The organism is Heyndrickxia faecalis, assembly GCF_040267745.1.
GTDB lineage: Bacteria > Bacillota > Bacilli > Bacillales > Bacillaceae_C > Weizmannia > Weizmannia faecalis.
In genome coordinates this window covers 1,417,315-1,429,716 of sequence record NZ_CP158453.1, presented here as the reverse complement: position 1 = coordinate 1,429,716, position 12,402 = coordinate 1,417,315, and the positions used below count along the sequence as shown (strand labels likewise).

The window sequence follows — 12,402 nt, the reverse complement described above, 5'->3', positions numbered from 1 at the left end:
TTTTATGTTTGTACAATTACGAAGAATGACGGTAGCAAAAGGACATGCAGATCAGGTTATCGAACGATTCAGTAAACCGGGAATCATCGAACAACAGGAAGGCTTTGTTGATATAAAAATCATGCAGAAAAAACAAGGGCGCGGCGAAGAAGAAGTGATTGTCATGATCACATGGGAATCAGAAACGCACTGGAAACAGTGGGAAAAGAGCGATGTCCATATCGCAGGACATAGGGCAAACCGCGGCAAGTCAAAACCGGACTATATGCTCAATATGGAACTCGGCATGTATGAAGTGAAAGCGGTGAAAAAAGCAGCAGGAAAAGCAGAAATTTCCGAGTGAAAAACTCGAGCGAAAAGGGAAGGCCGGCTGTAAGCCCTTTTAATAAAAAGCTGGCGAACCAATTCTAATCAGAGCCCCAAGTAGCCGAACGGAGAAAAAATGAGACTGAACGCCAAATAGATAGGCCGACCCGCATTTTGTCCTTCATTAATCTGATGAAGGACATTTTGCTAGTTGCCGCACCAGCATTTTGTCTTTCATCCACCCGGTGAAGAACATTTAGAAGATCGCAGCCTCTCGAACTGTCTTTCATCCACCCGCTGAAAGACAGTTCAAGAATCCTGGCCGACCATTTTGTCTTTCATCTCCCTGAAAGAAGATATTTCACAGTCCCCGCTGTTTTTTTGCAATACCTTTACGCACAATTGCGTGCAACATAGTTGGCGCATGCAAAACCCGTGGCGAAACCGCACACGGGCTTTTGAACAACAGATTTATTGCACGCTAGAACTATATCCCCCGGGACTTTGCTGCTTTCTCCCAGCTATAGTAAACCCCTAAACTCACCACACCTAAAACGAGCGGCAACCACCACGGATAAGAAAAGGACGGGCCGATTTTCGGCATGAATTTATCCAGCAAAATAACGCCGCCCAGAAAAACAAAGATTACGGCATCTATTTTCAAAAAAGTTAGGATTTGCACCTTTTTTGTCTCTTCCTTAAACAAACTTTTTTTCAAGATACGAAAGATATACCAAATGGCAAAGATCACGTATAGCCCGGCAATGAAAAAGTTCAGGGCCGCGGATACAGGATAAAACGGCGGCAAAGGTCTGGAAAAGAACCGTTCAACAACAAAAGCAGTAATGCCATTAATGACCAAATCAATCCCCAAAAGCAAGATCATTATCCTGATTGTAAAAGAAACCATATTGCGTTTGTTTTCTTTCGGCAGCTGCCTGATGATTTCGTCGGCAAATGCTTTCGGGTCACCGCCGAACATTTGCGCAGCTGTCTTGTTTTCTTTCTGGCCTTCGAGCAGATGGTCAAGCAGTTCCATCAGCACTTCTTCTGTTTGCTGCTCGGACAAAACGGTTTGCAGGCGAAGGTAGTCAAGCATATCGTTGTAAAATTTTTTGTTCTCAGGTGCCAGTTCCTGCCGTTTACGGTTGTTTTCCTCAATCAACTGTTTTACACTAAGCATCCTCACTTCTTCCTTTCAATAAAAGATTTACAGGGGCTGCGATTTGCTGCCACTCTGTTGTAATCTCATCTAGCGCGGATTTTCCTTTTTCCGTCAATTCATAATATTTGCGGCTCGGCCCGGAATCGGATGGCTGCATCTCTCCATGGATCCAGCCGTTCTTTTGCAGGCGTAACAGAACCGGATAGAGCGTCCCCTCGCTAATTTCCTGGAGGCCTAATTGCTGAAGTTTTTTTGAAAGAATGTAGCCATAAACCGGTTCTTTTTCAATCACAGCCAGCACACAGCCGTCTAAAATGCCTTTCAGTAACTGGCTTCGAATGGACATCCCTCCACCCCCATTTCAACTACTTTGTTATGCAAGTTAGTTTATCAAAAAATGAACTACTTTGCAATGCAAAATAGCAAAAAACAATAAAAAAATCCAGCGGCAGGCTAACCGCTGGAAAAATTTTATGATTGCTTTTTTCGCTTGGAAAAATAATGAAGGAAAAAGGACAGAATCATATAGGCTAAAATCAAAAATACGACATAATTGGCCCAAAAGTTTTCAAGGTTCAACACATTCAGTGTGCTCAGCCCTTTCTGGATGCCCATTACAATGAGTACCGTCACCGCAAACATGAAAAATAATTGCACATAGCGTTTCATAGCCGTCCCTCCCAAATAAAGATAATCACTATGATTATCTTAAAAAACGGTCCGGCCGATGACTGTGATCTAGATCATAGCAAAGTCGGTTGTTTATGGCATTTATGTGAAAAATGCCGTACTCCGAAAAAGAACGGATGCTTTAAAAGATGGCGCCTGTTCCATGGTATAATCAATTGGGAAGAATCCTTCATTTATGGAAGAGGTTTTTAGAAAACCCTCTCTAAAAAACTAAGAAAACAGCATCCCTTTTCGGTGCTGTTTTGTGTGAAAGGACGATTATCAATGAAAAAAGAAAAAGCAGTCGTTGTTTTCAGCGGCGGCCAGGACAGCACCACCTGCCTTTTCTGGGCAAAGAAAAAGTTTCAGGAAGTGGAAGCCGTTACGTTCGATTACGGGCAGCGCCACCGTCTTGAAATAGAATGTGCAAAGAATATAGCGGAAGAGCTCGGGGTAAAGCAGCATATTCTGGATATGCAGCTGTTGAACCAACTCGCCCCGAACGCGCTGACGAGGGAAAGCATTACCGTGAAAGCAGGGGCAGACGGGGAGCTTCCGAATACGTTTGTGCCCGGGCGGAATTTGCTGTTTCTTTCTTTTGCCGGGGTGCTTGCCAGCCAAATCGGCGCAAGGCATATCGTAACCGGTGTGTGCGAAACGGACTTCAGCGGTTACCCGGACTGTCGCGATATTTTCATCAAATCTTTAAACGTCACCTTGAACCTTTCAATGGACCAGCAGTTTGTCATTCATACCCCGCTCATGTGGCGTAACAAAGCAGAAACATGGGCGCTCGCGGATGAACTCGGGGCATTTGATTTTGTCCGTGAAAAGACGCTGACCTGCTATAATGGCATCATCGCTGACGGCTGCGGGGAATGCCCGGCGTGCAAATTGCGCAAAAGAGGGCTGGAGCAATACCTGGCCATCCGGAACGGGCAGTCTGAATGACGATTTCGTTGGAATTGTGGTAAAATAATGAAAAAAGGAGGCGGGGGAATGGCTGAAATCAAAACAGTATCGATCATTGGGTTAGGCGCGCTCGGTATTTTATTCGGGCATCATTTATCGAAAAAAATGCCGGCGAAAAACTTGCGGATCATCGCTGACCAACAGCGCATTGAACGATATGAGCGGGAAGGCGTTTATTGTAACGGCGAAAAATGCCACTTTCATTATGTCACACCGGAAGAAACAGTGGAGCCGGCAGATTTGGTGCTATTTACGGTCAAATTCAACGGACTGGACGAGGCAGTTGAAGCAGTCAAACAACATGTCGGGCCGGATACGGTGATTTTGTCTGCCTTAAATGGGATCTCAAGCGAAGAAATCATTGGCCGTACATATGGAATGGACAAAATGTTATACTGTGTCGCCCAGGGGATGGATGCCGTCAAAACCGGAAACCAGCTGACATATGCGCATATGGGCATGCTTTGCTTCGGCGAAAAAGAGCCGGGCCTTTTTTCGGACAAAATGAAAAAAGTGGCCCGCTTCTTTGAGCAAACGGATTTGCCATACGAAGCCGATACCCAAATGATGAAAAGGCTTTGGGGCAAATTCATGCTCAATGTCGGCGTCAACCAGACCGTCGCCGTTTACAAAAGCAATTACGGCGAAATCCAAAAAGACGGCCCTGCACGCGAGATGATGATTGCCGCCATGCGGGAAGTTGAGGCATTGTCCGAAAAAGAAGGGTTTCCGCTTACGGAAGAAGATCTCCGTTACTGGCTGAAAGTGGTCGGAAACCTGAGCCCTGCCGGTAAGCCGTCAATGGCGCAGGATGTGGAGGCAAAACGGTACAGCGAAGTCGGCCTGTTTTCCGGAACCGTCATCAAACTCGGCAAAAAATACGGCGTTCAAGTTCCGGTTAACGAGGAACTGAACCGGCGCATCCGGGAAATCGAAAGCACTTATACCGCAGTACATTGACACGGATCACCAAAAAGGGGAGCTTTCAGGAAAGCTCCCTTTTTGGTATGGCATACAATTGCCTGCTGTTTGTAGATGGAGGCTAGGGAAGGCAGTCATAGAAGCGCCCTATATGAAGAAAGGACACTTTTTTCTGCGTTTCCTTAACTTAGAGGTCCTCTATGTGAAGGAAGAGCCTCGTTTTTGCTTTCTTCCTTAACATAGACACGCTCTATGTGAAGAAAGACCCTCAATTTTCCGCGCTTCCTTAACGTAGACGCACTCTATGTGAAGAAAGACCCTCAATTTCCTTCGCTTCCTTAACGTAGACGCGCCCTATGTGAAGAAAGACCGACTTTTTTCCGCGCTTCCTTAACATAGACGAGTCAAGTCCAGGTTATTGTGTAAATTTATGGGCAAATGTTTTCAACCACCCCTTCATTTTTTCGGCTTAACTTCCATGGATTTTTTTCTTCATCTCCGGGAAGGGATGTCAAATGCCTTTCAATTTGACATCCCTTCCCGGAGATGAAATCATCCATGATGGAAGTTAAGCTGAAAATGCTGCTAACTATTCTTTCCCATAAGTGACTTCCTCTTCGAGTATTCTGTATCTTGATACTGCATTAAAACGGCACCAACCAAACGAAAAGCAGATTGGGTATTAGGAAAAATGCGAATGACCCTTTCCCTTCTACGAACCTCTTGGTTAAGCCGCTCGAGGGAATTAGTACTCCGTATGTGCATACGGATATTCTCAGGAAAGTTCATGTATTGGATAGTATCTTCAAAACCTTCATCTAAAATGGCCAGAGCTTTTTCAAATCTTGCTTCTGTACCAAATTTGTTTATTAATTCATCTTTAAACTTGCGTATGTCCTCAATCGTAACGGCCTCAAACACGCGCTTAATCATCACCCGGATTTCTGCAGTATCTTTTTTGGGCAGTTTTTCAATGATATTGCGTTTAAAATGAACATTGCACCTTTGCCAAGCAGTGCCAATGAATTCCCGTTGTATTGCTTTCTGAAGGCCCATGTGAGCATCGGAAATAACGAGTTTTGGTGATTGGAGTCCACGTGATTTAAGTTGTTTAAAAAATGAACTCCAACTCTCCAAACTTTCTGCATGGTCAACGCTTAAACCCAGTATTTCACGTGTATTCTTCTCTGTAATGGCAGTCGCAATATAAACAGCCTTTGATATGACCTTATGGTGCTCCCGTACTTTTATATACATGGCGTCCACAAACACATAAGGGTAGTAGGTTGTATTCAACGGTCTCTCGGCCCAAGCATTCACAATGGGATCCAGTTTTTGCGTAAGGGAAGAGACAAACGACTTGGATACATTCTTACCGCAAAGCTGTTCTACGACATTTGTGACCTTACGGGTAGAGACGCCATTGATGACCATCTCCAACATAGAAAGGACGAAAGCTTGGTCACATCTGGCATACTTTTCAAATAAGGTAGTTGAGAATTCGCCATTACGTGTCCGGGGAACTTTTAATGTAACATTGCCGATGCTCATCAACAGCTCGCGTTCATAGTAACCGTTCCGGTAATCCCGGCGTTCAACAGCGCGTTCATAAGGGCTCGTTTTTAAATAGTCATCCCTTTCCTTTTCCATAAACTCGTTTAACACGAGGACAACCGCTGATTTAATTACCGCGTCAAGATCGGAAGTCATGATGGCTTCTTTTAAAACATCCAAATTTAAGTTAAACTGTAAGTGAGTCATTTTATCTCCTCTTTTCATTAGTTTATCGTCGTTGAAAACAGTGTTGCCAAGAGTTGATAAAATGACTCCTTCTTTTTACACAATTATACGGACTTAATCCATAGACACGCTCTATGTTAAGGAACAACCTCAATTTCCTTCGCTTCCTTAACGTAGACGCACTCTATGTGAAGATAGACCGACTTTTTTCCGCGCTTCCTTAACATAGACACGCTCTATGTTAAGGAACAACTTCAATTTCCTTCGCTTCCTTAACATAGACGCGCTCTATGTAAAGAAAGGACTCATTTTTTCCACGCTTTCTTAACGTAGACGGGCTCTAGGTTAAAGAAGAGGACCATTTTCCTTCGCTTCCTTAACATAGACGCGCCCTATGTGAAGGAAGGCTGCCTTTTTTCCACGCTTCCTTAACGTAGACGCACTCTATGTGAAGAAAGACCCTCAATTTCCCCCGCTTCCTTTACGTAGACGCCCATGCCGCAAAGAACATGGCGTTAGCAGAAGGCAACGCGACTTGCCAGAATCACGCACGGCTACATGAAGGTTCCATAGATAATTGCCGTCTTCCTTCATTCGTCGTCCTTGCTGCAAAGAACGCGGTACGCAAGAAGAATGAAGCGTGACTACTTTCGTCTGCTGATTGAATGCGTGAAACCTAAAGGGCAAGGCGTTTTGTATTTGCCTCGTGGGCCATCCCGTTAAAACCGAAAATGTTTGGGCAAAATCGGTCCTTTATTTTTGATTACCATAAGGAAGACTGGTCAATACTTTAATCGGGGAACAAAAAACCGGGAACAACCATTGACCTTCGATTGCTTGTGGTTGTCACCAAGAACATCCGGAAACCGCCAGCCGGCTTGAATGGTACATAGCAACATAGCAAGCAGGAATTTTGACTTTCCGGTGCGGTTTTCTTATCATTATCTAGCATAAAATATAAATGGAAGCAGGTCGATAAAATGACGAAAGTTGGAATTTTGCTTGGCTCTTTGCGGAAAGCATCTTTTTCAAGAAAACTTGCGGAAAATGTGGCAAACCTTTTTCCTGAAGGATATGAAACGGAATTTGTCGAGATTGGGAACCTCCCTTTATATAATCAGGATTTTGATGACCATAACCAGGTTCCGGCCGAGTATACGACATTTCGGAATACAGTAAAAGGGCTCGATGCGGTGCTGTTTGTAACACCGGAATACAACCGCTCCATCCCGGCTGTGTTAAAAAATGCAATCGATGTTGGTTCGCGCCCGTACGGCCAAAGTATATGGGATGGGAAACCGGCGGCGATTATCAGCCAATCCCCTGGAAACTTAAGCGGGTTTGGTGCCAACCATCATCTGCGCCAGTCGCTTGTTTGTCTGAACATGCCAATCCTCCAGCAGCCTGAAGCTTATATCGGCAATGTTACTGCACTGTTTGATGAAAACGGAAAAATTGTGAATGAAGGCACAGTCCGGTTCCTGCAATCATTTACAGATGCATTTGTTGATTTAATTAAAAAATACAAAGGCTGATGTACCCATCGGAAGCTGAAAAACAGCGGGATCCCTTTTCCAAAGGGTTCCCGCTGTTTTTCGTCATTGGGCCTTTCCTTGATTGTTTAAAAGCAGGGGGAAATTTTACTTTATTTTATTTTCCCCATTAAAATTTTTCTCCTTTTGCCGATCAATTTATTAGGGATTCCGCAAGCAACAAAAAGATTAAATCTTTTTTAAGTCTTTTTTTCTATACTACATACAGATTTAAATGGTGGAGGAACGTTATGTTAAAGAATGTTAAAAAGATTTCATTCAAGATCATTATGCTCTCAGTGCTCAACTCTGTGATTGTGATTGCCATTAATATTGGGGCATCGGTTTACGGAAATATCGGCAAGGGAAACAGCGGCACCGGAAACCACGTGCCCCCGGCCGGAATCGCAATCATACCGACAAATGTTTTAATCGGTCTTTTCATTTCCCTTATCATCGGTATCATTCTTTCATACATACTGGGTAGGGTAATCTCAAAACCGATCCTGCAAACGGCCGAACTGGCAGAACAGACAGCGGCACTTGATTTACGGGAAGAAAATGGGTCTTTCGATAAAATTCAGTCTTTTCAGGATGAAACGGGCAAGCTTGCCAGGGCGCTCAGGCAAACGAGAATCTCTTTAAGAGAAGTGGCCAAACGGTTGAAGGAATTTTCATCAAAGGTCGCTACCCATACGGATACCCTCTCAAAAAGAACGGAAGAAAGTTTTCAATCTATCAATCAAGTAGCCTCTTCCATTGATGAATTTGCGCAAGGGAACAGTCAGCTGTCAGAAACCGTCCATGACATCAATAAAACTTTAAACGAGGTGGTCAATCTCATTGAAACCATTACGCAGGAAGCTGCCAACGGGGCAGAACATGCAGCTGCTTCGCTTGACGCCGTAAAAGAAGGGCAGAATACGATTGACCATCAGTTCAAAAAAATAGATCAAAATATTGAAATCACAGCGACGGCAAACGAGTCTATTACAGAACTGAGCGGGATGATCGACCAGGTCCAGGCATTTGTCAATGTTATCACTTCCATTGCAGAACAGACGAACCTGCTTGCATTGAATGCTTCCATTGAGGCGAGCCGGGCCGGGGATGCCGGAAGAGGTTTTGCGGTTGTTGCCGGCGAAATTCGCAAACTGGCGGAAGGATCATCAAAAGCAGCCCGGGAAATTAAAGACCTGATCGCCACGACAACGAAAAAGTCGAATGCAGCTGTTGAAAATATTAGCAAAGCAAACGCCTTTATACATGAACAAAAAGATGCGTTCCACAAAACGGAAGCTGCTTTTCATCAGATTCAACATACTTACAGCAACATTGTTGGCAGTTTTCAGCATACCGCAGAAGGGATTGAAACGATCAACGAAAAATCAAAACAAATTTCGAAGCGGATTCAGGAGATAACTTCTACAGTTGAAAATTTTGCGGCAAGTTCCGAAGAGATGTCTGCTTCCGGCCAGGAACAGCGGGCCTTTACAGAGATTATTTCACAATCAGCGAAAGAATTGCAAGAGCTGGCTGGCAAGCTGGATACCGAAATGAATAAATTTAAAGTCAGCTGACGATAAACAGGCAGTGTGATCAACATGCAAGATGTGACCACACTGCCTGTTTTGATGTTCATATTTGAATGGGAATGGATCAAATCCGGCAAAAATCAGGAATGTTCCCGCTTGGGGTACCCGCAAGTCCGGCAGCGGGCGCTTTTAGAATCATGCTTCATGCATTCTGACAATGATTTTTCCTCGTACGTGGCGGCCTTTTAAGGTTTTCAAACCGGCCGGCAGTTCCTCACGCGGGAGCACTTGGTTGACCATCGGATTCAGCGTCCCTTTTTTCACACGCTGCATCAATTCATCCGCCATAAAAGCCAGGTTTTGCTTTGCCCGGACGGAGCCGCTCGCATGGGCTGCACCGAGGGCGACTTCATGAATCGATGGCGCAAGCGTGAACGGCTTTATGCCGGATAAGTCCGGGGCGCCTGCAATATATGCGAGCTGGCCGGAAAAAGCGAGCCGCTTCAAATCTTCGGTCGCTTCGGCGAAACTGACAGTGTTCAATATCAGGTCCACCCCTTCCCCGTCCGTCTCTTCCATGATTCTTTTTGTGACATCTTCTGTATGATAGTCTATCGCTGTATCTGCACCGAGCGATTTGACCCATTCGTGATTGGCGGCGGAAGCGGTGGTGAATACTTTTAACCCGAGTTCTTTCGCGAGCTGAATGGCAAATCCGCCAACTCCGCCGGCGCCGGCATGGATCAAAATCGTTTGCTTGTCAGTATGGTTTAATTTTTGCACCACTGCCTGATATGCGGTCATCCCGGCACAAAGCACAGCTACCGCTTCGTCATAAGAAACGCCATCAGGGATTTTTGCGGCTGCATTTGCATCAATGGCCGCAAATTGTGCAAATGCCCCTTTCCGGTTCAAATCGGTGTGGCATGCTATCCGGTCACCTGTTTTAAAACCAGACGGATCCGGGCCAACTTCAACAACTTCCCCCGCAAGATCGACACCGGTTATATGCGGATACACCCAGTTTGGATTGCCGGATTCAATCAATTGGTAGTCAACCGGGTTTAAAGCGGTGCTCATCACTTTCACAACAAGCTGCCCTTCACCTGCACGGGGATCCGGCACTTCTCCCCATGTGAGGTCGTCAATGCTTGCGGGTTTCCCGATAAGCCATCCTTTCAATTTCCGGTTCCTCCTTAATAAGCGCCTTCTGAATATGTCAATTCATAACTGTGGCTGTAAATTTCCACTAAGTTGCCGAACAGATCTTCGCAGTAAACCATCCAGTAAGGCTTTTTCCCCGGATAATATTCACGGATCGGCATCCGTTGTTTACCCCCGTGCGCTTTTATTTTTTCCACGAGGCCTTCTACATCCGGATCCTGGACGGCATAATGGAAAATGCCCGTTTTCCAGTACTCGAAGTTATTGTCAGGTGTTTCATTGTTTTTGAACTCAAACATTTCAACACCTGTTCCGTCGCCCATTGCCAAGTGTGCGATGCGGAACGACCCCCAGCCAGAGCCGAAAACATCTTTGCACATGATGCCAATGGCGCTGTCGTCTTCTTTAATTTCAGATGGTTCCATGATCACGTACCAGCCCATCACCTCGGTATAAAATTGAACGGCTTTGTCCAAATCAGGAACGGAAAGGCCGATATGTGAAAAAGATCGTGGATACGTCATTTTTTTATCACTCTTTTTTTGGTTACTATACTAGTATAGTATGCGACAATCCATTTTAAAAATGAGACGCATTTTTTCTTGATCCTGTTCTTGAACATTTACTCAGGCCCATTTTCATTCTTTTACCGGTTCCAATCCGTTTAGAAATGGCTCGGTCCATGTCCTCTCCCGCAGCCTATTCTGTGGACCCGAATTCGCCTTTCCCTCTTTTGGGTTCAGCTAACCGTTTCCAGGGCGCGATCGTCATTTGGGCAATTCGTAACCCTTTTTCCACTTTGAACGGATTCCCCATCCTCAACCTATCTTGAACAGCTAGCCGGCAAATCTGCAAACGCTCCTGAAAACATCTGTAGGGACGTTTTTTGCCTGTTGGAAAGCAAGTTTGATCATGCAGTGCCACTTCACACGACAGATATGCTTGTCCCTCTATTCGTTTTCTTTATCCGGTGTTTTATCACTCAGCTCTTTGTCCGGCGTTTTTTCGTCCGGTTTGCCCCGATTGTTCCTGACTTCTTTTTTGCAGATTTCAAATGGCTCTGCCGTTTCATGGACCACGGATTCAATCGCTTTTATTTCTCCCGTGATGGCCCGGCTGATAGACTGCAGTTCCGGTTTGGGAAGCTGCCGTTTTAATATGTTGTGTTTGACGTTCAGCCTGTTTAAAAACGCGACATGCGGTTGAAACATTCGCTTTGAATACCGCTCCCAGTAGGATAAAAGCACTACTGCCAGCATCCCGATTTGGGGCGAGAAAACTGGTTCATCGAGAAAGCCGGTCAGGACGATTACCGGCAGGCTGAGCAGAAAAATGTTCAAGTAACGATAATTTCTTTTTATGAAAAATAATCTGCCCAATTTGCACACCCCCATGGCTAACACAGCAAGAAAAGCAATACCGCCAATTGCCCCGTATTCGACAAAAAAACCGATAAAAATATCATGGGCGTGGTAAATATTTTTATGGAACAGGCTGGCATATACTTTCCCGAAACCAAGTGGTGTTGTGCCAAACAAAAAGTGGGTTTCAAAAATTTTATAGGAATGATACCAGATCTTTTCCCTGCCCGTTAGAGAACCTTCAATGGAATGAACTCTCGGGATGACCGCCGCAAGCTTGCCTGCTCCGAGCGCCAGAAACAGAAGCCCGCCTCCAAAAATCCATTTATTCCATCTGAAAAAGAAAATAAAATAAATGCATATCATCGAAATAAAACCGGCCCGTGATCCAGTATCAAAGACGCCTTTACTAAGGAAAAAAAGCGGGATACATTTCCAAATCAAGTTTTTCCAGTCTTTCTTGCCCGCGTCTTTCAGCATCTCCGCAAACAGAAATGAAATCCCGATCAGTAGCAGAAACATCGTGAAATTCGGATTGTAAGTACTGCCGATTAATCTGTTGTAATGTTTAAAACCGAACAGCTCCGTGCCGGTCAGAAATGCCAGCACTGGGTCATCCGACAACATTTTTGGAAGCCAGCCAATGAAAATACCATAAAGGCCACAGCCGATCACAATCCAGCGGAAATGCTTGAATCTGCCCCTTGTTCCGCTGTCCATAATTTTAAGGAAAATTCCCCAGTAAAACAAAATCCTTAAGCTTTCAGCAAGAAGGAGCGGTTCTCCCATTTGCACAGCCGCTCCGGTGGTTGCTGCCAAAAGACAGAGAAAGAAAAAGGAGACAGGGGAAGATGAAAACAACCGTTTATTTTTGATATGCCTGTACAGTTCCGAAAGGCTGAATACAAGCATGATAAACAGACCAACAGGCGGGAGCGCAAAACACAATACTGCAGCCAGTTCAAATGCATGCTCTTTTATAAAGTGTATTAAACTGTTCATAGGATTCCTCGTTATTCGGATCTAATTGCTCAGGA

12 protein-coding genes and 1 riboswitch are annotated in these 12,402 nt (G+C 44.9%); of the genes, 5 read left to right on the top strand and 7 right to left on the bottom strand.

Translation table 11 applies throughout. The annotated features are described in order from the left end of the window. Nucleotides 1–4: 4 nt before the first annotated feature. The gene (locus ABR335_RS06730; protein WP_014097788.1) at nucleotides 5–343 is read left to right on the top strand and encodes an antibiotic biosynthesis monooxygenase; all 339 of its coding nucleotides are present in this window, start codon (nucleotides 5–7) and stop codon (nucleotides 341–343) included. A 450-nt stretch (nucleotides 344–793) separates the two neighbouring features. Here ABR335_RS06730 and ABR335_RS06725 read toward each other — a convergent pair whose 3' ends face one another. The 3 genes from ABR335_RS06725 to ABR335_RS06715 all read right to left on the bottom strand — a co-directional run bounded on the left by ABR335_RS06725 (nucleotide 794) and on the right by ABR335_RS06715 (nucleotide 2,140). Beyond that, complete coding sequence (locus tag ABR335_RS06725) at nucleotides 794–1,489, bottom strand: DUF1129 family protein (protein WP_035184418.1); 696 nt, start codon at nucleotides 1,487–1,489, stop codon at nucleotides 794–796. Next, complete coding sequence (locus tag ABR335_RS06720; protein ID WP_035184415.1) at nucleotides 1,482–1,817, bottom strand: PadR family transcriptional regulator; 336 nt, start codon at nucleotides 1,815–1,817, stop codon at nucleotides 1,482–1,484. Before ABR335_RS06720 ends, ABR335_RS06725 begins: the two co-directional genes overlap by 8 nt. Nucleotides 1,818–1,942: 125 nt before the next feature. Further along, complete coding sequence (locus ABR335_RS06715; protein ID WP_013859890.1) at nucleotides 1,943–2,140, bottom strand: hypothetical protein; 198 nt, start codon at nucleotides 2,138–2,140, stop codon at nucleotides 1,943–1,945. 196 nt (nucleotides 2,141–2,336) lie between these two features. After that, nucleotides 2,337–2,381: riboswitch (PreQ1 riboswitch) on the top strand. A 26-nt stretch (nucleotides 2,382–2,407) separates the two neighbouring features. Between ABR335_RS06715 and queC the strand changes: the two genes are divergently transcribed. Together queC and ABR335_RS06705 are read left to right on the top strand one after the other, a co-directional pair. Continuing rightward, on the top strand, nucleotides 2,408–3,091 hold the full coding sequence (queC, locus tag ABR335_RS06710; protein WP_225620899.1) for a 7-cyano-7-deazaguanine synthase QueC: 684 nt from the start codon (nucleotides 2,408–2,410) through the stop codon (nucleotides 3,089–3,091). 48 nt (nucleotides 3,092–3,139) lie between these two features. Continuing rightward, the gene (locus ABR335_RS06705) at nucleotides 3,140–4,072 is read left to right on the top strand and encodes a ketopantoate reductase family protein (RefSeq protein WP_035184412.1); all 933 of its coding nucleotides are present in this window, start codon (nucleotides 3,140–3,142) and stop codon (nucleotides 4,070–4,072) included. Nucleotides 4,073–4,618: 546 nt separating this feature from the next. Here the strand turns inward: ABR335_RS06705 and ABR335_RS06700 are convergent. Beyond that, entirely contained in the window at nucleotides 4,619–5,794 is a 1,176-nt protein-coding gene (locus ABR335_RS06700) for an IS256 family transposase (protein WP_017551449.1), read from the bottom strand. Between the two features lie 959 nt (nucleotides 5,795–6,753). Here ABR335_RS06700 and ABR335_RS06695 point away from each other — a divergent pair. Both ABR335_RS06695 and ABR335_RS06690 read left to right on the top strand, forming a co-directional pair. After that, on the top strand, nucleotides 6,754–7,308 hold the full coding sequence (locus ABR335_RS06695) for an NADPH-dependent FMN reductase (protein WP_014097783.1): 555 nt from the start codon (nucleotides 6,754–6,756) through the stop codon (nucleotides 7,306–7,308). A gap of 248 nt (nucleotides 7,309–7,556) precedes the next feature. Then, complete coding sequence (locus ABR335_RS06690; protein ID WP_014097782.1) at nucleotides 7,557–8,885, top strand: methyl-accepting chemotaxis protein; 1,329 nt, start codon at nucleotides 7,557–7,559, stop codon at nucleotides 8,883–8,885. 150 nt (nucleotides 8,886–9,035) lie between these two features. Here the strand turns inward: ABR335_RS06690 and ABR335_RS06685 are convergent, their stop codons facing one another. From ABR335_RS06685 to ABR335_RS06675, 3 genes are all read right to left on the bottom strand, one after another. After that, nucleotides 9,036–10,022 carry a zinc-binding dehydrogenase gene (locus ABR335_RS06685; protein ID WP_014097781.1) on the bottom strand — a complete coding sequence of 329 codons (987 nt, stop codon included), beginning with the start codon at nucleotides 10,020–10,022 and terminating at the stop codon, nucleotides 9,036–9,038. Between the two features lie 14 nt (nucleotides 10,023–10,036). Next, nucleotides 10,037–10,528 carry a lactoylglutathione lyase family protein gene (locus ABR335_RS06680; RefSeq protein ID WP_035188383.1) on the bottom strand — a complete coding sequence of 164 codons (492 nt, stop codon included), beginning with the start codon at nucleotides 10,526–10,528 and terminating at the stop codon, nucleotides 10,037–10,039. A 426-nt stretch (nucleotides 10,529–10,954) separates the two neighbouring features. After that, nucleotides 10,955–12,367 carry an O-antigen ligase family protein gene (locus tag ABR335_RS06675; RefSeq protein ID WP_035188385.1) on the bottom strand — a complete coding sequence of 471 codons (1,413 nt, stop codon included), beginning with the start codon at nucleotides 12,365–12,367 and terminating at the stop codon, nucleotides 10,955–10,957. Nucleotides 12,368–12,402 lie beyond the last annotated feature (35 nt).